General features: G+C 71.8%; 16 protein-coding genes and 1 rRNA gene. 8 read left to right on the plus strand and 9 right to left on the minus strand.

All coding sequences use genetic code 11. The features are described from left to right. Positions 1-99: ribosomal RNA gene (rrf, locus tag ACBI99_RS42205) — 5S ribosomal RNA — on the plus strand; the annotation flags it as partial. 149 nt (positions 100-248) lie between these two features. Here rrf and ACBI99_RS42210 read toward each other — a convergent pair. Then, positions 249-1,727 (minus strand): phosphodiester glycosidase family protein, encoded by a 1,479-nt coding sequence (locus ACBI99_RS42210; protein ID WP_375075022.1) that lies wholly within the window; start codon positions 1,725-1,727, stop codon positions 249-251. A gap of 278 nt (positions 1,728-2,005) precedes the next feature. On the opposite strand from ACBI99_RS42210, the gene trpS reads away from it, so the two are divergent. Further along, on the plus strand, positions 2,006-2,968 hold the full coding sequence (gene trpS, locus ACBI99_RS42215; protein ID WP_375075023.1) for a tryptophan--tRNA ligase: 963 nt from the start codon (positions 2,006-2,008) through the stop codon (positions 2,966-2,968). Here trpS and ACBI99_RS42220 read toward each other — a convergent pair. The 3 genes from ACBI99_RS42220 to ACBI99_RS42230 are packed head-to-tail and all read right to left on the minus strand — an operon-like array spanning position 2,928 to position 6,380. Then, positions 2,928-3,977 (minus strand): methyltransferase, encoded by a 1,050-nt coding sequence (locus ACBI99_RS42220; protein WP_375075024.1) that lies wholly within the window; start codon positions 3,975-3,977, stop codon positions 2,928-2,930. The genes trpS and ACBI99_RS42220 overlap by 41 nt on opposite strands. 25 nt (positions 3,978-4,002) lie before the next feature. Further along, positions 4,003-5,625 (minus strand): PucR family transcriptional regulator ligand-binding domain-containing protein, encoded by a 1,623-nt coding sequence (locus ACBI99_RS42225; protein WP_357593576.1) that lies wholly within the window; start codon positions 5,623-5,625, stop codon positions 4,003-4,005. A 56-nt stretch (positions 5,626-5,681) separates the two neighbouring features. Beyond that, the gene (locus ACBI99_RS42230) at positions 5,682-6,380 is read right to left on the minus strand and encodes a TetR/AcrR family transcriptional regulator (RefSeq protein WP_375075025.1); all 699 of its coding nucleotides are present in this window, start codon (positions 6,378-6,380) and stop codon (positions 5,682-5,684) included. Between the two features lie 70 nt (positions 6,381-6,450). Here ACBI99_RS42230 and ACBI99_RS42235 point away from each other — a divergent pair, with 70 nt between their 5' ends. Further along, a complete protein-coding gene (locus tag ACBI99_RS42235; RefSeq protein ID WP_308125988.1) occupies positions 6,451-7,893 on the plus strand; it encodes an MFS transporter in 1,443 nt (480 codons plus the stop codon). On the opposite strand, the gene ACBI99_RS42240 is transcribed toward ACBI99_RS42235, so the two are convergent. Further along, on the minus strand, positions 7,890-8,591 hold the full coding sequence (locus ACBI99_RS42240) for an alternative oxidase (protein WP_375075026.1): 702 nt from the start codon (positions 8,589-8,591) through the stop codon (positions 7,890-7,892). The genes ACBI99_RS42235 and ACBI99_RS42240 overlap by 4 nt on opposite strands. A 221-nt stretch (positions 8,592-8,812) precedes the next feature. Then, positions 8,813-9,085 carry a WGxxGxxG family protein gene (locus tag ACBI99_RS42245; RefSeq protein ID WP_219509881.1) on the minus strand — a complete coding sequence of 91 codons (273 nt, stop codon included), beginning with the start codon at positions 9,083-9,085 and terminating at the stop codon, positions 8,813-8,815. 246 nt (positions 9,086-9,331) lie between these two features. Between ACBI99_RS42245 and ACBI99_RS42250 the strand changes: the two genes are divergently transcribed. The 3 genes from ACBI99_RS42250 (at position 9,332) to ACBI99_RS42260 (ending at position 13,273) form a co-directional block, all read left to right on the plus strand. Further along, positions 9,332-10,612 (plus strand): aspartate aminotransferase family protein, encoded by a 1,281-nt coding sequence (locus tag ACBI99_RS42250; protein WP_219509880.1) that lies wholly within the window; start codon positions 9,332-9,334, stop codon positions 10,610-10,612. Then, positions 10,609-12,114, plus strand: coding sequence for a CoA-acylating methylmalonate-semialdehyde dehydrogenase (locus ACBI99_RS42255; RefSeq protein ID WP_375075027.1), 1,506 nt, complete (start codon positions 10,609-10,611; stop codon positions 12,112-12,114). The genes ACBI99_RS42250 and ACBI99_RS42255 overlap by 4 nt, the downstream gene beginning before the upstream one ends. A gap of 61 nt (positions 12,115-12,175) precedes the next feature. Further along, a complete protein-coding gene (locus ACBI99_RS42260; protein WP_357593568.1) occupies positions 12,176-13,273 on the plus strand; it encodes an extracellular solute-binding protein in 1,098 nt (365 codons plus the stop codon). Between the two features lie 218 nt (positions 13,274-13,491). Here ACBI99_RS42260 and ACBI99_RS42265 read toward each other — a convergent pair whose 3' ends face one another. Both ACBI99_RS42265 and gabT read right to left on the minus strand, forming a co-directional pair. Next, complete coding sequence (locus ACBI99_RS42265; protein ID WP_246646013.1) at positions 13,492-13,668, minus strand: hypothetical protein; 177 nt, start codon at positions 13,666-13,668, stop codon at positions 13,492-13,494. Between the two features lie 232 nt (positions 13,669-13,900). Next, a complete protein-coding gene (gene gabT, locus ACBI99_RS42270; RefSeq protein WP_375075028.1) occupies positions 13,901-15,229 on the minus strand; it encodes a 4-aminobutyrate--2-oxoglutarate transaminase in 1,329 nt (442 codons plus the stop codon). Between the two features lie 91 nt (positions 15,230-15,320). Here gabT and ACBI99_RS42275 point away from each other — a divergent pair, with 91 nt between their 5' ends. Beyond that, entirely contained in the window at positions 15,321-16,817 is a 1,497-nt protein-coding gene (locus ACBI99_RS42275) for a PucR family transcriptional regulator (RefSeq protein WP_357593564.1), read from the plus strand. Here ACBI99_RS42275 and ACBI99_RS42280 read toward each other — a convergent pair. Next, positions 16,814-17,440 carry a TetR/AcrR family transcriptional regulator gene (locus ACBI99_RS42280; RefSeq protein ID WP_219509874.1) on the minus strand — a complete coding sequence of 209 codons (627 nt, stop codon included), beginning with the start codon at positions 17,438-17,440 and terminating at the stop codon, positions 16,814-16,816. The genes ACBI99_RS42275 and ACBI99_RS42280 overlap by 4 nt on opposite strands. A 231-nt stretch (positions 17,441-17,671) precedes the next feature. Here ACBI99_RS42280 and ACBI99_RS42285 point away from each other — a divergent pair, with 231 nt between their 5' ends. Beyond that, on the plus strand, positions 17,672-19,099 hold the full coding sequence (locus ACBI99_RS42285) for an aldehyde dehydrogenase family protein (protein WP_375075029.1): 1,428 nt from the start codon (positions 17,672-17,674) through the stop codon (positions 19,097-19,099). Positions 19,100-19,117: the final 18 nt, after the last annotated feature.

Raw genomic sequence — 19,117 nt, forward strand, 5'->3', positions numbered from 1 at the left:
AAGGAAACACCCGGTTACATTCCGAACCCGGAAGTTAAGCTTCCCTGCGCCGATGGTACTGCACTCGGGAGGGTGTGGGAGAGTAGGTCACCGCCGGACAATCTTTCAGTAGAGGGCCCCGACATTCTGTGTCGGGGCCTTCTCTGCGTTGTGTGACATGAAGGCCCTCGGGGGTATTCCCGGGGGCCTTTTCGCGTTCTGGGGACGAACCGGCCCTGCCCCCCGAACGGGGCAGGGCCGAAGGGTGGTCAGCGGGGCGGCAGGACGAGGAGCGCGTCGCCGACGGCGCGTTCGCGGCCGTCCGCCGGCTGGTTGACGACCTTCTTGCCCACGACCATCGCCGTCGACCCGCCGCCGTCCAGGTTGATGGCCTGGGTGGCGCCGAGCCAGCGCATGAGCTGGGCCGCCTCGGTGAAGCTCGCGCCGACCGTGATGCCGGGCTTGCGGCCGTCGATGGTGGCGAGGATGAGGCTGCCGTTGCGGGTGGTGCCGAGCAGGGTACGCGGGTGGCGGCGCAGGATCATGTTGACTGAGTCGTGGCCGTCGCGCTTGGCCGTGATCTTGGTGCGGCCGTTGCGGACCAGGCCGACGCCGCCGGCGACCACGTGGAGGTCGGGCGTCAGCTTGATGGTCTTGCCGGTGCGCAGGTCGGTGAGCTTGGTCAGCACCTGGACGCTGCCGCCTTCGACGGCGTGCTCGGCGAGCCAGTCGGCCGCCGCGCCGCTGCCGTGCAGGACGCGCCCGCCCTTGGGCACCGCGTAGCCGGAGGCGCGCACGCCGACGACCTTGCCGGCCGCGTCGAGGACGACGTCGGCGCCGCCGTTCGCGGGGGTCTTGGCGCCGTACTCCTCGGTGTAGAGGACGAGCTCGTCGGTGGCGGCGGCGCGGTTGACGCCGGCGACCGGGGCGCGGGCGCCGTCCTGGGAGACGGCGGTGACGGCCGACTTGAGCTCGGTGATGCGGGCCGTACGCCCGCGCAGGACGACGGCGGAGCGGCCGGGGACGGCCTCGCTGAGCAGGCGGCCCGCGACCACGGAGGCGCCGACGGGCTCGCCGCGCAGTTCCTTGGCGGTGTGGATGTTGAAGAAGCCGCCGTTGATGGCCGCGATGGCGCCCTGCGCCTTGGCCATTGCGGAGACGGTCTCCCGCTTGGCGACGCTGGTGCCCAGGGAGGCGGCGTACGAGCCACGGAACGTGCGGGCGTCGATCATGACGACCTTGACGTTCCACGGGCCGGTGGTCTTGAGGCCGTCGTCGCCGAGGTAGTCGGTCTTGACCTTGAGCCCGGCTTCCTTGAGCTTCTTGGCCGTCTTGTCGGCCTCGGCCTTGTCCTTGAAGGACCACAGGCCGACGCGGACCATGTAGATCTCCTGGGCGGGCGCGTCGGCGACCTGCGGGCGGATGACCTTCTGCAGGCTCGCGGTCTCGCCGGCGGCCTCGACCTCGGCCACCCTGGCCTCCGCGGTGGCGCGGGTGCCGTAGTCGCGGCCGCTGGGCATGAGCACGGTCACCGTGTAGCCGTCGGTGGCGCTGCCGGCCTTCACGTCGTACAGGTCGATCCCGGGCGCGACGGCGGTCATGGTCTTGGTGGGCGCCGAGCGGGGGCCGAGCGGGAACTTGGCCGACGGGAACTTCACCGCCACCTGCTCCGCGGCGGCGCCTGGCACGGTGGTCACCGTGAACGTCGCGGCCATGGCCAAGCCGGCGACGATGGTGCGTCGAGACATCAGAACTCCAGAGGGCGGAAAACAATCCGACCCATCCTGGCGTGATCTTGGTCCCGGGGTCCTCGAAACACGCCAAACGGTGGAAGAGGTTACGAGATTGACACCGGGTATGGCTGGCATCTTTGATCCGCCCATACAATGGGTGCATGAAGCGCATCAGCATGTGGTGGTGGCCGCGAGACGGCCACTGACATCCGCATGCACGGGCCGTCCTCAGGGCGGCCCGGCGCGACGGGCTCCTCCCTGGGACGGCATGAACACCTCAGGAGGAGCAGAGCATGAACCACGTCGTTCTCACCGGTGACCGCCCGACCGGGCCGCTGCATCTGGGCCACTACTTCGGCTCGCTGGCCAACCGGGTGCGGCTGCAGGACACGTACGAGATGTATGTGTTGATCGCCGACTATCAGGTGATCACCGATCGGGATCTGCCGGGGGCGATCCAGCAGAACATCGACGCGTTGCTGCTGGACTACCTGGCGGTCGGCATCGACCCGGCGAAGGTGACGATCTTCCAGCACAGCGCGATCCCAGAGCTCAACCAGCTCATGCTGCCGTTCCTGAGCCTGATCTCGGTGGCCGAGCTGGGCCGCAACCCCACGGTCAAGGACGAGATCGCGCACAGCAGCCAGCAGGTGGTGAGCGGGCTGATGTTCACCTATCCGGTGCACCAGGCGGCCGACATCCTGTTCTGCAAGGGCACGCTGGTGCCCGTCGGCAAGGACCAGTTGCCGCACGTGGAGACGACCAGGCTGGTGGCGCGGCGGTTCAACGAGCGGTACGGGCCGGTGTTCCCGGTGCCCGAGGCCATGATGGGCGAGCAGCCGCTGCTGCCGGGACTCGGCGGCGGCAAGATGAGCAAGAGCCGGGGCAACGCGATCGCGCTGTCGGCCACCGAGGACGAGACGGCGGCGCTGATCCGCAAGGCGCCCACCGACTCCGAGCGGCTGATCACCTTCGACCCGGAGAACCGGCCGGGCGTGGCGAGCCTGCTCACGCTGGCGTCCCTGTGCCTGGGGCGGACACAGCAGGAGCTCGCCGACGAGATCGGCGACGGGGGCGCGTCGCGGCTCAAGGCGCTGGCGACCGAGGCGGTCAACGAGTTCCTGGCCCCGATCAGGGCGCGGCGCCGCGAGCACACCGTGGCGGAGGCCAGGGAGGTGCTCGGCGACGGCAACGCGGCGGCCCGCGAGCGGGCGATCAAGACGCTGGACGAGGTACGTGCCGCGATGGGGTTCTAGCGAGGGCGAGCTGGGTGACGGGGGAGCGCCAGGGGCGGCGGTGGCGCGGCCGCTCGAAGCCCGCCTCCCGCAGCAGGTCCGCGACCTGTGAGAACGCGCGCACCCGGCCGCCGCCGGCGACGAGGTAGTTGAGGTCCAGCAGCCGCATCAGGCCGCGGCTGGCCCGCCCGGGTAAGAGGCGGTCGCCGAACTGGTCGCCGATGGCCACGACGCCGCCGGGGTTCAGGGCGGCGGACACCCGGCGCAGCAGCGCCGCCGTCTCGGCGTCGTCCAGCAGGTGGATGACGTTGAACAGCAGGACGACGTCGTAGCCGTCGCCCAGGTCGCCGTCCAGGAACGAGCCGGCGCGCAGCGTCAGGCGGGGGTGCTCGGCCGCCGACAGGAGCGCCTGCGGCAGGTCGAGCACGGTGGCGCGCAGCGCCGGATGGCGGCGCAGCAGCGCCACGCTGTAGAGGGCGTGGCCGCCGCCCACGTCGAGCAGCCGCCGGGCGTGCCGGGGAACGGGGATGGCGCGGGCCGCCGCCGGGGCCTGCTGCCCGGCGAGCGCCGCCGTCCACGCCTGGAACGAGCGCGACAGCTCCGGGTCCTGCTCGGTCAGCGTGTAGAGGGGGACGGGCGGCGTGCCGTCGCGGACGGCCTTCTCGGTCTCCGGCCAGATCACGCACGCCGTACGCTCCCAGAACGTGAGCCCCTCCAGCAGGCTGGTGGCCGAGCCGGTGACGAGCCAGCGGCGGGAGGCGCGCGTGAGCGCGTAGCGCCCGCGCCGCCGGCGCAGGTAGCCGAGCGCGGCGAGGCTGTCGAGCAGCACCCGGGCGGCGCGCCCGTCCAGGCCGCGGGCGGCGGCCAGCTCGTCGCCGGTCAGCGGCCCGTCGCGCAGCGCGTCGAACAGGCCCAGCCGCGCCGCCGCGACGATCGCGTGCACGCCCAGGGCGCCGAAGTAGTCGAACATCGGGGGAACGAGCGACAGCCGGTGGGCCGCCGCCTCCAGGGGGTTGTAGAAGAGGGGCACACCGCAGACGCTAGGCGGCGCGACCTCATTCGGGGCGGGCGTTGCGGCGGAACGACTCCAGGGCCAGCAGCGCGACGTGCAGCGACAGGCAGGACTCCGAGTCGTCCAGGTCGGTGTCGAGGATGCGCTCCAGGCGGCGCAGCCGGTCGTAGAAGGCGGGCCTGGACAGGTGGGCCTTCTGCGCGGCCACGGCCTTGTTGCGCCCGGCGTCGAGGTAGATGCGCAGGATGCGGGTCAGGTCGCCGCCGCGCTGGGCGTCGTGCGCCAGCAGCGCGCCCAGCTCGCGCTCGGCGAACGTCTGCAGCCTGGCGTCGTCGCGCAGCAGGTGGAGCAGCCCGCGCAGCCGCAGGTCGGGCAGCCGGTAGAAGGGGCGGCCGTCGGGCTGGCGGACCGCGACGTCGGCCACCTGCTCGGCCTCCAGGAAGCTGCGCCGCACGTCGCGGATCGATTCGACGACCGAGCCGGAGGCGAGCACGAACGCGCCGCCGGACTTCGACAGGGCGCGCAGCCGCTCGGCGAGCGAGGTCAGCGCGGGCTCGACGGCGGTGCGCGGCGGCAGCGGCAGCAGCACGCCCACGCGGTCCTGGTCGAGGGCGCCCACGAGGGCGGGCAGCCGGGCCTCGCGGCAGGCGGCGGCGGTGGCCTCGGCCAGCTCGCCGAGCTCGGCCTGCCCGTCGAGCGCCTGCTCGGCCAGGTCGGTCGGGCGGATGACGACGCTGACGAGCCTGCGGCCGGTGAGCGGGACGCCGACGGCCCTGGCGCGGGCGGCGGCCTCGTCGGGGTCGGCGTAGGCGTGGGTGAGGATGCCGGTGATGATCGTGCCGTGCGCCTGGCGTTCGAGCGATTCCTGGTGGCGTTCCAGCAGGCGGCCGAGGGCGAGCGTGGTGGCGGCGCGCTCGGCCAGCACGAGCTCGCGCGGAGAGGGCTGGGCGTCGCACAGCAGGATGAGGCGCCCCCAGTCCTGGCCGCGGGCGCCGACGGTGGTGACGAGCCAGCCGGAGGCGGCGTCGTAGGCGGTGCGCTCGGCCGGGGCGACCGCGCGGGACCTGGTCTCCCAGCCTGCCAGCAGCGTGCCGGTGTCGCGGCCCGCCGACTCGCAGGCCAGCACCTGGTGGGCGAGGTTCTCCAGCAGGACCGGGCGGCCCGACAGCCGGGAGACCTGGGCCAGCACCTCGGCCGGTGAGGCGCCCTCGACCGACAGCTCGGTGAACACCTCGTGCAGTTGCTCGGAGGCGCGCAGCTCCTCCAGCTGGATGTCGATGATCCGGGCGTGGACGGCCTCGGTGATCTGCACGAACGGGGTCTCGCGGGTCAGCACGACCAGCGGCAACCCGTGCTCCTCGGCCGTCTTGACCACGGCGCGGGGCAGCTCGTGGACGAAGCGGCGGCCCAGCTCGACGATGAGGCCGGAGACGCCGACGGACGACAGCTCGCCGATGTAGTCGGCCAGCTTGTCGGGGTCGTCGGGCAGGGCCACGCCGGTGGTGAGCACCAGCTCGCCGCCGCGCAGCAGTTGCGCGATGTCGGCGATCTCGCCCACGTGCACCCACCGCACGCGGGTGTCGAGCCGGTCCGCGCCCGCGACCACGCGCGGGTTGCCCCGGCGGACGCTCTCCAGGGCGAGGATGTCGGCGATGGTGGGGAGCACGAGCCGAGCCTATCCGATCAGCTTGTAAGATCGAGTCCGCGCAGGCTGACAATCTGCTAGGCGACGAGGCGTGCCGAGAGCCCGTCGAGCACCGCGTCGAGCCCGAAGCTGAAGGCCATCTCGCGCACCGCGTCAGTGTCGGAGCTCTGCACCTCGTTCATGCGGCTCGCCAGGTCCGGATAGTCGGCGGCCAGCAGGGCGACCGTCTCGCGGATGCTCTCGTCGGGATAGTCGGTCTCGGCGACCTTCTGGGCCCAGGCGACCTCCGGGATCGTGATGCCGAACACGTACGAGGTCAGCGTGGTGTTGGCGTAGTCGATCTCCAGCCCTTCGAAGCCGGCCAGGTGGAAGCTCCTGCGCAGGGTGTCGGCGGCGCCGAGCGCGTTGGGGCCGAGCGCGGGCAGGCGGCCGATGAGCGAGGCCGACCAGGGGTGGCGCAGGATCACCCGGCGCATGTCGTGGGCGAAGGCCGACGCGGTGACCCGCCAGGTCTCCGCCGTGGGCTCGGGCAGCCGCAGCTCGCCCCAGATCTCGTCGTAGACCAGCTCCAGCAGCTCCTCCTTGTTGGCCACGTACCAGTAGATGCTGGTCGCGCCCGCGCTCAGCTTGGCGCCGAGCCTGCGCATGCTGAGCCCGTCGAGGCCGTCGGCGTCGAGCAGCTCGACGGCGGCGTGGACGATCTCGTCGCGGCTGCGGCCGGTGCTCTTGGCGGGACGGGCTTCCCGGAGCCAGACGGTGCTGAACTGCTTGGTCATGCTCCCAGGATAATTCCACTCGCACACTGTACGAGTGTTGTCGTACAGTGTGCGAGTGGAATCGAACGCTGTGCGAGACCCCCGTCGCTGGTGGGTCCTCGCCGTACTCTGTCTGTCGCTGCTCGTGCTGTCCGTCGACGGCACGGTGCTCAATCTGGCCATCCCCTCGCTGATCGAGGACCTGGGCGCGACGCCGTCCGACATCCAGTGGATCCTGGACTCGTACGTGCTGGCCTTCGCCGGGCTGCTGCTGACGGCGGGGAGCCTGTCCGACCGGTTCGGCCGCCGGAAGTTCCTGATCATCGGGCTGGCGCTGTTCGGCGGGGCCTCGGTGCTGGCCGTGCTGTCCGGGGAGCCGTGGCAGCTCATCTGGTCGCGCGCGCTCATGGGCGTCGGCGGGGCCATCCTGATGCCGTCGACGCTGTCGATCCTGATGACGGTCTTCGACGCGGACGAGCGGCGCAAGGCCATGGCCATCTGGGGCGGCGTGGCGATGATCAGCGTGATCATCGGGCCGACCCTGGGCGGCTTCCTGCTGGAGCACTACTGGTGGGGGTCGGTGTTCCTGCTGAACATCCCCATCGCGCTGATCGCCATCGTGGCCGCGCTGGTGCTGATGCCGGAGACCCGCAGCGCCGGGCGCCCGATCGACCCGGTGGGCGTGGTGCTGTCGGTGGTCGGGCTGACCGCCGCCGTCTACGTGATCATCGAGCGGGTCTTCGACCCGGTGATCATCGCGCTGGCCGTGGTCACGCTGGGCGTGTTCGTGTGGTGGGAGCGGCGCTCGGCCCATCCGATGCTGCCGCTGCGGCTGTTCAGGAACCGCAACTTCAGCGGGGCGTCGTTCTCGATCCTGCTCATGGCGTTCGGGGCCGGGGCCGTGATGCTGATGCTGACGCAGTACCTGCAGTTCGTGCTGGGCTACGGGGAGACGAAGGCCGGGCTGGCCCTGCTGCCCTACGCCGTGGCCGCGGCGATCTTCAACGGGGTCGGCGCCGGGCTCGGCAAGAAGGTCACCAACCGGACGCTGATCGCCTCCGGGCTGGCCGTCATGGCCGGCGGGTTCCTGGTGATGGCCACCACCACCGGCTACCTGGGGCTGCTGATCGGGCTCGTGCTCATGGGCGTCGGCGGCGGCCTGGCCGGGCCGTCGGCTTACGCGTCGCTGATGAACGCGATCCCGCTGGAGCACGCCGGGGTGGGCTCGGCCATGAACGACACCGTCCAGCAGGTCGGCCTGGCCCTGAGCATCGCCGTGCTGGGCAGCGTGCTGGCCGGGGTGTTCACCTCGTCCATGCCGGCGGGCGCGCCCGAGGCGGCCAGGGAGTCGATCGGCGTCGCGTTCCGGACGCCCGAGCTGGTCGAGCCGGCCAAGGCGGCGTTCACCGACGCGATGCACGTCGGCTGCTTCGTGGGCGCCGGGTTCTGCCTGGCCGCGGCGCTGCTCGCGCTCCTCGTGCTCCGGCCCGCCGCCACCGCGCCGGACACCGCGCCCGAGCCGGTGAGCGCCTAGCGGATGCGGGGCTCGCGCATGCTCCGCAGGCTGTCGAGCTTGTGCGTCCGCTCGTCGTGGCCGATCTGCCGCAGCAGGTCGGCCACCGAGCGGTAACGGCCGTACTCGGCGGCGTAGGCGCCCGGGTCGGGGACGAAGTCCAGGTCCGGGTTGTCCGCCACGAACGTCATGTACTCGTGCTCGGCGTGGTCCTCGAACTCGGCGTTGAGCCGGTAGCTCCAGTCGGGCCGGACCAGGAACAGCACCCACGACACGTGGTAGTAGAAGAACGCGATCAGCCAGGGCGCGGCCCGGTGCAGCAGCCAGCCCTGACGGTGCCCGGAGCGCTGCACCAGGTCCTGCATGATGAGCAGGTGCCACTGCTCGTTGTCCTGGTCGGCACGGGCCTCGACGATGCGCTCGAAGACCCGGCGGGCCAGCGCCGAGCGGCCTCTGTGGCGGTGCACCGCCCAGTAGCCCATCCGCTCCCACGCCTGGTAGGGCACCCGGGCGATGATCTCCAGCATGGCGAACTTCGTGTACGAGCCCTCCTTGCCGTACATGAGGTCCACGGGCTTGAACATCATCCTGGCCAGCAGGCTGTACTTCATGCGCGGGGTGGCGAGCGTGTCCTGCTGGGCCTGGCGGAGCTGGTCGCGGTCGAGCTTGGGCGGCCCGGGGTGGGTGGTGGCGGGGGCGTGGTCCAGGGCGAGCGTCATGCCGGTCTCCTCGGGTCTGCTGTCGTGATGACCCGATGGTGGCGGACCGGACCCGCGCCGGTCGTCGCCCGGGAGTGGGCTTTGCGGGTGCCTCCGGCGGCGTAGCCCGTACGCCGGCCGTACGCCCGCAGGCGGACGGGTGATCCCCTAAGGGACGGGGGCCGGTGGGACGGGGGATCCCCGTGCCGGGCTCGCCGGCACGGGGATCCCGCGCGAGGACCTTACGGGTTGCGGTGCGGCCGATTGGTCATGTGCTCGGCCGTGCCGACCTGGCTCTTCTGCTTGCGCATGCCGGTCAGGCCCAGAAGCCCGAGCAGGCCCAGCAGGCCCCACAGGCCGGCGTTGCTGCCGCCTTCGTCTCGGGTGTCGGTCGGCTGAGGTGACGGATTGACCTGGCTCTGCGCGGCCTGAACGGGTGTGTCCGCCGTGGCGGCCGCGGCCGGGGCGAGCGTCAGGAAGAAGGCCAGCCCCAGACCCGTGAGCGTCTTGCGCATTGGGTTCCCCCGATCCGGCGGTCTTACGACGGTCGCCAGACCGCCTGTCGCGTCTTCTGGACGGTGCTCCAGAAGGCTTCCCCCTGGAGGGGCGATCTCACATATTCCCTGCTAGACGTAGCCATACCATCACCCATCCCGACGAAACCTCTTCTCGGCCCCGGGTCGACAGTATGTAAGCCAATTCGGCGACAGGCCGACATCTTGCCGTTCCGGGGAAGTCGCGGCAACAGCGATACTCAAGACATGTCCGAGCTTCTCGCGCGCCACAGGGCCGTGATCCCCGCCTGGGTGAGCCTCAACTACGACGAGCCCATCGAGATCGTCAGCGGCAAGGGCAACCGTGTCGTCGACGCCGACGGCAAGAGTTACCTCGACTTCTTCGCCGGCATCCTGACCAACATGATCGGCTACGACGTGCCGGAGGTGCGCGAGGCCGTCGAGCGCCAGCTCGCCACCGGCGTCGTCCACACCAGCACCGTCTACCTGCTGCGCGGCCAGGTCGAGCTCGCCGAGAAGATCGCCAGGCTGTCCGGCATCCCCGACGCCAAGGTGTTCTTCACCAACTCCGGCACCGAGGCGAACGAGACCGCCCTGCTCCTGGCCACCTGCGCGCGCAAGAGCGACCAGGTGCTCGCCATGCGGCAGAGCTACCACGGCCGCAGCTTCGGCGCCATCGGCGTCACCTCCAACCGGGCCTGGAAGAACAACTCGCTCTCCCCGCTCAACGCGCACTTCCTGCACGGCACCGACCGGCACCTGACCCAGTTCAAGGGCCTGTCCGACGCCGACTACATCCGCGCGTGCACCGAGGACCTGCGCCACGTGCTCGCCACCGCCGTCGCGGGCGACGTCGCCGCGCTCATCGCCGAGCCGATCCAGGGCGTGGGCGGCTTCACCATGCCGCCCGACGGGCTGTTCGCCGCCTACAAGGAGGTCCTGGACGAACAGGGCATCCTGTTCATCTCCGACGAGGTGCAGACCGGCTGGGGACGCACCGGCAGCGCGTTCTTCGGCATCCAGAACCACGGCGTGACGCCCGACATGATGACGTTCGCCAAGGGCCTGGGCAACGGGTTCGCCGTCGGCGGCGTCGTGGCGCGCGGCGACTTGATGGACGTCCTGCCCGCCGTCGGCCTGGCGACGTTCGGCGGCAACCCGATCTCCATGGCCGCCGCCAACGCCACCCTCGACTACGTCCTCGACCGCGACCTCCAGGCCAACGCCGCCAGGACCGGCAAGATCATCATCGACGGCCTGCGCGAGGCCGCCGCCCGCCTGCCCATCGTCAAGGAGGTGCGCGGCAAGGGCCTGATGTTCGCCGTCGAGCTGGAGAGCCCGGCCCAGGCCGCCCGCTTCATGGAGGAGACCAAGAAGGCCGGCCTGCTCGCCGGCAAGGGCGGCCTGTACGGCACCGCGATCCGCATGGCGCCGCCGCTCACCCTGACCGTCGACGAGGCCGCCGAGGGGCTCGGCATCATCGTCGGCGCGCTCGAAGTCATCAACGCGGAGGCGGCGCAGCAGTGAAGTCAGTCAAGCACTGGATCGGCGGAAAGCTCGTCGACGGTGACCCCCGTACGAGCGAGATCTTCAACCCGGCGACCGGGGAGGTCAGCGGCACGGTCGCGATGGCGTCGGCGGCCGACGTCGACGCGGCGGTCGCCGCCGCGGCGGCCGCGTTCCCCGAGTGGCGTGACACGTCGCTGGTCAGGCGCGCGCACGTGCTGTTCCGCTTCCGCGAGCTCCTGTACGCCCACCGCGACGAGATGGCGGCGCTGATCTCCGCCGAGCACGGCAAGGTCCACTCCGACGCGCTCGGCGAGGTGGCCCGCGGGCTGGAGGTCGTGGAGTTCGCCTGCGGCATCCCGCACCTGCTCAAGGGCGGTTTCTCCGAAGGGGTGTCCACCCGCGTGGACTCCTACTCGATCCGGCAGCCGCTCGGCGTCGTCGCCGGGATCACGCCGTTCAACTTCCCGGCCATGGTGCCGATGTGGATGTACCCGATCGCGATCGCGTGCGGCAACGCGTTCGTGCTCAAGCCGTCGGAGAAGGACCCGTCGGCGTCGCTGCTCATGGCGCGGCTCTGGCAGGAGGCCGGGCTGCCCGACGGCGTGTTCAACGTCGTGCAGGGCGACAAGGTTGCGGTGGACCGGCTGCTGGAGCACCCCGACGTGCGCGCCGTCTCGTTCGTCGGCTCCACCCCGATCGCCCGGTACGTCTACGAGACCGGATCGGCCCACGGCAAGCGGGTCCAGGCGCTCGGCGGCGCCAAGAACCACATGCTCGTGCTGCCCGACGCCGACCTCGACCTGGTGGCCGACTCCGCGGTGTCGGCCGGGTTCGGCTCGGCGGGCGAGCGGTGCATGGCGATCTCCGTCGTGCTGGCCGTCGACCCCGTCGGCGACGAGCTCGTGCAGAAGATCGTCGAACGGGTCGAGCGGCTGACCATCGGCCCCGGCGACGACCCCGACTCCGAGATGGGCCCGCTCGTCACCGGCCCGCACCGCGACAAGGTCGCCTCCTACCTCGACGTGGCCGTCGAGGAGGGTGCCAAGGTGGTCGTCGACGGCCGCGAGACGCCGGTGCGCGGCGGCGGCAAGGCGTCGGAGACGCCCGGGTTCTGGCTCGGGCCGACCGTCGTCGACCACGTCAGGCCCGGCTCGCGGGTGCACGTCGAGGAGATCTTCGGGCCCGTCCTGTCGATCGTCCGCGTCGGCTCCTACGAGGAGGGCGTCGAGGTCATCAACGCCGGCGAGTACGGCAACGGCACCGCGATCTTCACCAACGACGGCGGCGCAGCCCGGCGCTTCCAGAACGAGATCGAGGTCGGCATGATCGGCATCAACGTGCCGATCCCGGTGCCGATGGCGTTCTACAGCTTCGGCGGCTGGAAGTCCTCGCTCTTCGGCGACACGCACGCCCACGGCACCGAGGGCGTGCACTTCTACACCCGCGGCAAGGTCGTCACCTCCCGCTGGCTCGACCCGTCCCACGGCGGCGTCAACCTGGGATTCCCGACGAACAAGTAGGTTGTCCACAGGCGGGCGGGCTTCGGCTCCGCCCGCCCGGGGCCCCGGTAAGCTCCAGGGCGTGGATCTCCGACGCGCTCCCGCCCTGGCCCTGGCCGCCCTGGCGATGCTGGCCGGCACCGGCGCGGCCACGCCGTCGCCCAAGCCCACCACGAGCCCCACGCAGCGCGACGGCACCCTGCAGATCCTCGCCTACCGGGGCTATGCCGAATACGGCGGCACCAGCCCGCAGGCCAACTGGACGGGCACGTTCGAGAAGGAGACCGGCTGCCGGGTGGCCCGGCTCGACACGGTCTCCACGCCCGAGGAGATGGCCGCCCGCGTCGCCGAGCGGCCCTACGACGTGATCGCCGCCGATCCGGTGCTGGCGGCCTCCATGATCGAGGCCAAGCAGGTGCAGCCCATCGACACGGCCGAGATCGAGGGCTACGACGACCTGCTGGAGCCGCTGCGCGAGCTGGTGAGCGACTCCGGCAAGGCCTACGGGGTGCCGTTCCTGTGGGGCTACCACGAGTTCCTCTACGACCCGGAGCGGGTCAAGGGCGGCGACCTGGGCCAGGTGCTCAAGGCCGGGCGCGTGATGCTCAAGGACAGCCCGCTGACGCTGGCCGACGCGGCGCTCGTCGACGACGCCGTCGACCGGCCGTTCGAGCTGACCGCCACCCAGCTCGACCGGGTGGCGGAGGGGCTGGAGGGCCACGAGGACCGCACCTACTGGAAGAACCCGCTCGACCTGATCAAGGGCTTCGCCACCGGCTCGATCGACTACGCCCAGGCGACGCCCTACCACCGGATGCTGCTGGAGAAGGCCGGCAAGAAGGTCAAGGCGGTCCCCGCGCGCAAGGCCACCGGGTGGGCCGACTCGTGGATGCTCGGCTCCGGCGTCACCGACACGGGCTGCGCCTACCTATGGCTCAACCGGATGACCGACCCCGACTCCCAGCGTGACGCCGCCGCGTGGCTCGGGCTGGCGCCGGCCAATACCAAGGCGTGCAAAGGCCGCGCCAAACCGGTCTGTGAGGCGTACGGTGCGACCAGGTCACCACGGCTCGACCGCATCGCCTTCGCGGTGCGGCCGCCGGGCGACTGCCGTCCGCCGGAAGGAGAGTGCGTGGACTACGCCACCTGGACCGCCCGGTGGCGTGAGCTCGCGAAGTGACGGCCGGCCGGTGACCTCGCCCGCGGCGGGCGCGCCCTATCCCCCCGCTGAGCGCGCCTGCTGAGACGCCCCCGGGCGGTCCCACCCGCCCTGGGGCGTCTCGTCTCCCGAGAGGCGGCCCCCGGCGCGTACGGGGGCTGTGTGCGTGGTCGGTGTTGGCGTGGCCAGTGCGGCCTGGTCAGTGGCGTGGTCAGTGCGGCTTGGTCAGTGCGGCGTGGTCAGCGTGACGGGAAGGCCACGACGGTGGCCAGCGGCGACGGGATGAGGGCTTCGGCGCAGTCGGTGCAGGCCAGGGCCGTCATGTCGTCGGGGAAGCGGCCCACCCGCACGCGCGGACGCGGCCACCGCTTGTGGCAGACGACGCAGGCGTCGCCCTGGCGCTGCGCCCAGCTCATGCCCTCAGGGTCGAACGTCAACATCTCCCCAGCCGTTCTGGTCGGACCCCAGTTCATCACGCTCCCCGCGGCGCTCGCCCGGCTTCATGTCGGATCCGTTATAACCCCGGCCGCGTCCGTGCTCCGCTAGCTTCGCGTCAAGGCCAGGTGATTTCTCTACCCGGACGACAGGTCTTACACCAACAAAATCGGGCATCCAGCAACAAGCTGGATGCCCGATTTGCGGGTTTATCTACAGGCTGGCGAAAGCCTTCTCCAGGATGCCGAGCCCCTCCTCAAGCAGGTGCTCGGGCATCACCAGCGGCGGCAGGAAGCGCAGCACGTTGCCGTACGTGCCCGCGGTCAGCACCAGCAGCCCCTCCGCGTGGCAGCGCCGGACGACCTCCTGGACGGCGGCCGGGTTCGGGTCCTTGGTGCCCGGCACGACGAGCTCGACGGCGATCATCGCGCCGCGTCCCCGGACGTCGCCGATCATGTCGAACCTCTCGCTCATGGCCAGCAGTCGCGGGATCATCACGTCCCCGATGCGGCGGGCGCGGCCGACCAGGTCCTCCTCCTCGATGGTCTCCAGCACGCCCAGCGCCGCCTCGCAGGCCAGCGGGTTGCCGCCGTAGGTGCCGCCGAGGCCGCCCGCGTGCACGGTGTCCATGAGCTCGGCCCGGCCCGTCACCGCGGCGAGCGGCAGGCCGCCCGCGATGCCCTTGGCGGTGCAGATGATGTCGGGCACCACGCCCTCGTCCTCGCAGGCGAACAGGTCACCGGTGCGCGCGAAGCCGGTCTGCACCTCGTCGGCCACGAACACGATCCCGTTGGCGCGGCAGAACTCGGCGATCCTCGGCAGGAAGCCCTTGGCGGGCTCGATGAAGCCGCCCTCGCCGGCGATCGGCTCGATCACCACGGCGGCCACGTTCTCGGCGCCGATCTGCTTGCCGATCATGTCGATGGCCTGGGCGGCGGCCTCCTCGGCGCAGTTCTCGGGGCCCGTCGGCCAGCGGAACGGGTAGGCCAGCGGCACCCGGTAGACCTCGGGCGCGAACGGGCCGAAGCCCTGCTTGTACGGCATGTTCTTGGCCGTCAGCGTCATCGTGAGCAGGGTGCGGCCGTGGTAGCCGTGGTCGAACACGACGACCGCCTGGCGGCCGGTGGCGAGCCTGGCGACCTTGACCGCGTTCTCCACGGCCTCGGCGCCGCTGTTGACCAAAAACGTGCGCTTCTCGTGGTCGCCCGGCGTGAGCTCGTTCAGCTTCTCGCACACGCGCACGTACGACTCGTACGGGGTGACCATGAAACAGGTGTGGGTGAAGTCGGCGGCCTGCTTCTGGACACGCTCGACCACCTTGGGGGCGGCGTTGCCGACGTTGGTGACGGCGATGCCGGAGCCGAAGTCGATCAGCGAGTTCCCGTCGGCGTCCTCCAGCACGCCGCCGCCGGCGCGGGTCACGAAGACCGGCAGCGTGGTGCCGATTCCCGGGGGGACGGCGGCCTGCTTGCGGGCCAGCAGCTTCTGCGACTTGGGGCCGGGGATGGCGGTGACGAGGCGACGCTCCTGGGGAATGCTCATGGCTCTGACGGTACGGTGGCCGCCCGCCTGCTCCGATAGGGCGATATGGCACACTGTGGGTGCTCACCTTTGCCGGAATGGACAACTCGCGATGGCGCCTTCGCTGCGGACCGTGGTGCGGCGGATGGGGCTGCGGTCGCTGGCCGGCCCGCTGGACTCGGCCGTGCGCTGGGTGGCGGTCAGCGAGCTGGAGGATCCGACGCCGTTCCTGGAGGGTGACGAGCTGCTGCTCACCACCGGGATGCGCCTGGAAGGTGATTTTTCCGGCTATGTTGCCCGGCTGGTGGCGCGGGGCGTGGCCGGGCTCGGCTTCGGAGTCGGGCTCTCCCACGACGAGGTGCCGCCCGCGCTCGTGACCGCCGCAGAGGAGGCCGGGCTGCCGCTGCTGGAGGTGCCCCGGGAGACGCCGTTCATCGCCATCGGCAAGACGGTCGGCGAGCTGCTGGCCGCCGAGCAGTACGAGGAGATCACCCGCGCGTTCGCCGCGCAGGGGCGGCTGACGCGGGCGGCGCTGCGGCCCGAGGGGCTGCACGCGGTCGTCGACCGGCTGGCCGCCGAGGTCGGCGGCTGGGCGGTGCTGCTGGACGAGACCGGGCAGGTGCGCCACGCCACGCGCGGGGCGCGGGCCGAGGCGGTGACGGGGGAGCTCGGCCGGCTGCGCGGCACGCGGATGCCCGCCAGCCTGTCGCTGTCCGGGCCCGAGGGCCACGTCGTGCTCCAGCCGCTCGGCGGCGGGGCGCGGCCGCGCGGCTACTTCGCCGTGGGGGCGCGGGAGGCGTTCACGCCGGTCGCCCACACGGTGATCAACGCGGCCGGGTCGCTGCTCACGCTCGCCCTGGAGCAGGGCGGCGCGCAGCGGGAGGCCGCCCGGCGGGTCCGGCAGGCGGTGCTGGAGCTGCTGCTGGCGGGGGAGGACGAGCGGGCGCGGGCGGTGCTGGACGCGCTCGGCGGCCGGCTGCCCGGCGAGCCGTTCGCCGTGCTGGCCGTCCCGGCGGAGGCCCTGGAGAGCGTCGAGGCCACGGTGTTCGCCACCCGCCTGCCCCAGGCGGCGGGCGGCGGCGCGCCGGTGGAAGGCGGGGCGGCCGGTGGCGCCGGCGTTGCGCTGGTGGCGGAAGGGGCGGCCGGTGGCGCCGGCGTCGTGCTGGTGGAGGAAGGGGCTGCCGACGAGGTCGCCGGGGCGGTCGAGGGGGCTGTGGGGGTGAGCACCGCCTGCCGCTACGGCGAGCTGCGGGCCGGGATCGACCAGGCCGTGCGGGCCCGCGCGGCGAGCCGGGGCGGCGTGGTGCGCTTCGCCGAGCTGGCCGGGCAGGGGCTCGTCGGGCTGCTGGACCCGGCCGTGGCGCAGGCGTTCGCGACCGCGCTGCTGGGGCCGCTCACCGCCTACGGGGCGCGGCCCGACCTCGTCGCCTCGCTGCGCGCGTACCTGGAGTGCAACGGGCACTGGGACGCGGCGGCGCAGCGGCTGGGCGTGCACCGGCACACGCTGCGCTACCGGATGCGGCGGGTCGCCGAGCTGCTGGGACGCGATCTCGACGACCCCGCGGTGCGGGCCGAGCTGTGGTTCGCGCTGGAGGCGGCCAGGCGCTAGGCGCGCTCCACCAGGTAGCAGCAGATCGTGGCCGTCGTCACCGCCTCGAAGGTGCGGCCGTCACGCAGGTGGCCCGCGCGTTCGAGGCTGATCGCGCCCTGGGCGGCGGCCCAGAGGGCGTCGGCGATCTTGCGGGGCTGGGTGGGGACGAGCCGCCCCGCCGAGATGCAGTCGGCGATCACCCGGTCGAAGATGTTGAGCGCCGCCCGGGCGAGGGTGCGGGCGCGCTCGCTGGGTTCGAAACCGGGGATCGCCCGCTCGAACATGAGGCTGTAGTAGCCGGGCTCCGACAGGCACGCCTGCCGGTAGGCCGGGGCGAGCGCCGTCAGGTGCTCGAAGGGGTCGCGGCGCTGCGGCACCGCGTCGAGGATGCGCCGGAAGCGCTCGAACCCCTCCAGGTAGAGGGCTTCGGCCAGCCCCTCCCTGTTGCCGAACATCGTGTAGATGACGGTGGTGGTGCAGCCGGCCTCGGTGGCGATCCTGCGCATCGTGAGGCTGTCGGCTCCGTCGGTGACCAGCAGGTTCACCGCGACGTCCAGCAGTCTGGAACGAAGCTCGTCCTGGCCGGCCCGTTCGCCCAGCAGGTAGGCGCCCTGGAGCCCAAGCGGCGCCGAGGAGGTCATGGGCCCACGCCTTTCTGCTCGGGGGCCCGCCGCGCTGAGGGACCCGCATCGATGACTTAGCCAGGGCAGAGACCGTTCAAACCGCTCCGCATCGTAAACATCCTGAATTAGGCCTACTTCTGTTACACAGTGGGTATACAAGAGGGCTTGTACGTAACGGTGGGGCCAGGCGGGAGTCTTGTGCAGCCTGGTGTAAATCCCCCTCTGTCCGCTTGGCATAACGTCGTGGGTATGGACGTGCGTACCTTCTGGCTCGCCGGACGCCCCGCCACCGGGGACGCCGAGCTGAGCGTGACCAATCCGCTCGACGGGCGCGAGGTCGGCCGATACTCGGTGCCGACCGGCGAGCAGGTCGAGGAGGCGATCGCGGCCGCGCGGGCGGTGGCCGGCGAGGCCGCCGCGCTGCCGGTGCACGTGCGCGCCGAAGCGCTCGCGCACGTGTCCCGGCGGCTGGCCGAGCGGGCCGACGAGCTCGCCCACCTGATCACCGCCGAGAACGGCAAGCCGATCTTCTGGGCGCGCGGCGAGGTCGGCCGCGCCATCTCCACGTTCCGGTTCGCCGCCGAGGAGACCCGGCGCTGGTCCGGCGACGTGCAGCGGCTCGACACCGAGCCCGCCGCCGCCGGGCGGCTGGCCTACGTCTCGCGCGTGCCCAAGGGTCCGGTGCTGGCGATCACGCCGTTCAACTTCCCGCTCAACCTGGTCGCGCACAAGGTCGCGCCCGCCATCGCGGTCGGCGCGCCGGTCATCGTCAAGCCCGCGCCCGCCACGCCGCTGTCGTCGCTGGTGCTCGGCGAGATCCTGGCCGAGACCGACCTGCCCGCCGGCATGTTCTCGGTGCTGCCCATCGAGAACGAGCGCGCCGCCGCGCTCGTCGCCGACCCGAGGCTGCCCGTGGTGTCGTTCACCGGCTCGGCCCCCGTCGGCTACGCCATCGCCGACCAGGTGCCGCGCAAGCACGTGACGCTGGAACTGGGCGGCAACGCGGCGGCCGTGGTGCTGGCCGACGCCGACCTCGACTGGGCGGCCAAGCGGGTGGCGCTGTTCTCCAACTACCAGGCCGGGCAGAGCTGCATCGCCGTGCAGCGGGTGATCGTCGAGGCGCCGGTGTACGACGCGTTCGTCGAGCGCCTGCTCCCGGCCGTCGCCGGGCTCGTCACCGGTGACCCGGCCGACGAGAAGACGCAGGTCGGCCCGCTCGTCTCCGAGGCCGCCGCCGAACGGGTCGAGCAGTGGGTGCGCGAGGCCGTCGACGCCGGCGCCCGCGTGCTGGCCGGCGGCACCCGGGAGGGCGCCACCATCGCCCCGACCGTGCTCGCCGACGTCCCGGCCGACGCCAAGGTCTCCCGCGAGGAGGTCTTCGGCCCCGTCATGGTGCTGCAGAAGGCCGCCTCGATCGACGAGGCGTACGCGATGGTCAACGACTCGGCCTACGGGCTGCAGGCCGGGGTGTTCACCCGGTCGCTGGACGCCGCCTTCCGGGCCAACCGGGAGCTGGAGGTCGGCGGTGTGATCATCGGCGACGTGCCGTCGTACCGGGCCGACCAGATGCCGTACGGCGGGGTCAAGGACTCCGGGATCGGCCGTGAGGGCCTGCGATCGGCGATGGAAGATCTTACTTACGAGAAAGTGATGGTATTGACGGGTATCACCCTTTGACCAACGGCCCATCCAAGG

Source organism: Nonomuraea sp. ATR24 (assembly GCF_041950485.1).
Taxonomy (GTDB): Bacteria; Actinomycetota; Actinomycetes; order Streptosporangiales; family Streptosporangiaceae; genus Nonomuraea; species Nonomuraea ceibae.

What these genes read in the sequence shown, in the direction of transcription:
- gabT (WP_375075028.1), bottom strand. Translation starts at nt 15,229, where the DNA reads ATGAGCATTCCCCAGGAGCGTCGCCTCGTCACCGCCATCCCCGGCCCC.
- ACBI99_RS42250 (WP_219509880.1), top strand. Translation starts at nt 9,332, where the DNA reads ATGTCCGAGCTTCTCGCGCGCCACAGGGCCGTGATCCCCGCCTGGGTG.
- ACBI99_RS42210 (WP_375075022.1), bottom strand. Translation starts at nt 1,727, where the DNA reads ATGTCTCGACGCACCATCGTCGCCGGCTTGGCCATGGCCGCGACGTTC.
- ACBI99_RS42230 (WP_375075025.1), bottom strand. Translation starts at nt 6,380, where the DNA reads ATGACCAAGCAGTTCAGCACCGTCTGGCTCCGGGAAGCCCGTCCCGCC.
- ACBI99_RS42285 (WP_375075029.1), top strand. Translation starts at nt 17,672, where the DNA reads ATGGACGTGCGTACCTTCTGGCTCGCCGGACGCCCCGCCACCGGGGAC.
- trpS (WP_375075023.1), top strand. Translation starts at nt 2,006, where the DNA reads ATGAACCACGTCGTTCTCACCGGTGACCGCCCGACCGGGCCGCTGCAT.
- ACBI99_RS42265 (WP_246646013.1), bottom strand. Translation starts at nt 13,668, where the DNA reads ATGAGCTGGGCGCAGCGCCAGGGCGACGCCTGCGTCGTCTGCCACAAG.
- ACBI99_RS42280 (WP_219509874.1), bottom strand. Translation starts at nt 17,440, where the DNA reads ATGACCTCCTCGGCGCCGCTTGGGCTCCAGGGCGCCTACCTGCTGGGC.
- ACBI99_RS42275 (WP_357593564.1), top strand. Translation starts at nt 15,321, where the DNA reads ATGGCGCCTTCGCTGCGGACCGTGGTGCGGCGGATGGGGCTGCGGTCG.
- ACBI99_RS42245 (WP_219509881.1), bottom strand. Translation starts at nt 9,085, where the DNA reads ATGCGCAAGACGCTCACGGGTCTGGGGCTGGCCTTCTTCCTGACGCTC.
- ACBI99_RS42240 (WP_375075026.1), bottom strand. Translation starts at nt 8,591, where the DNA reads ATGACGCTCGCCCTGGACCACGCCCCCGCCACCACCCACCCCGGGCCG.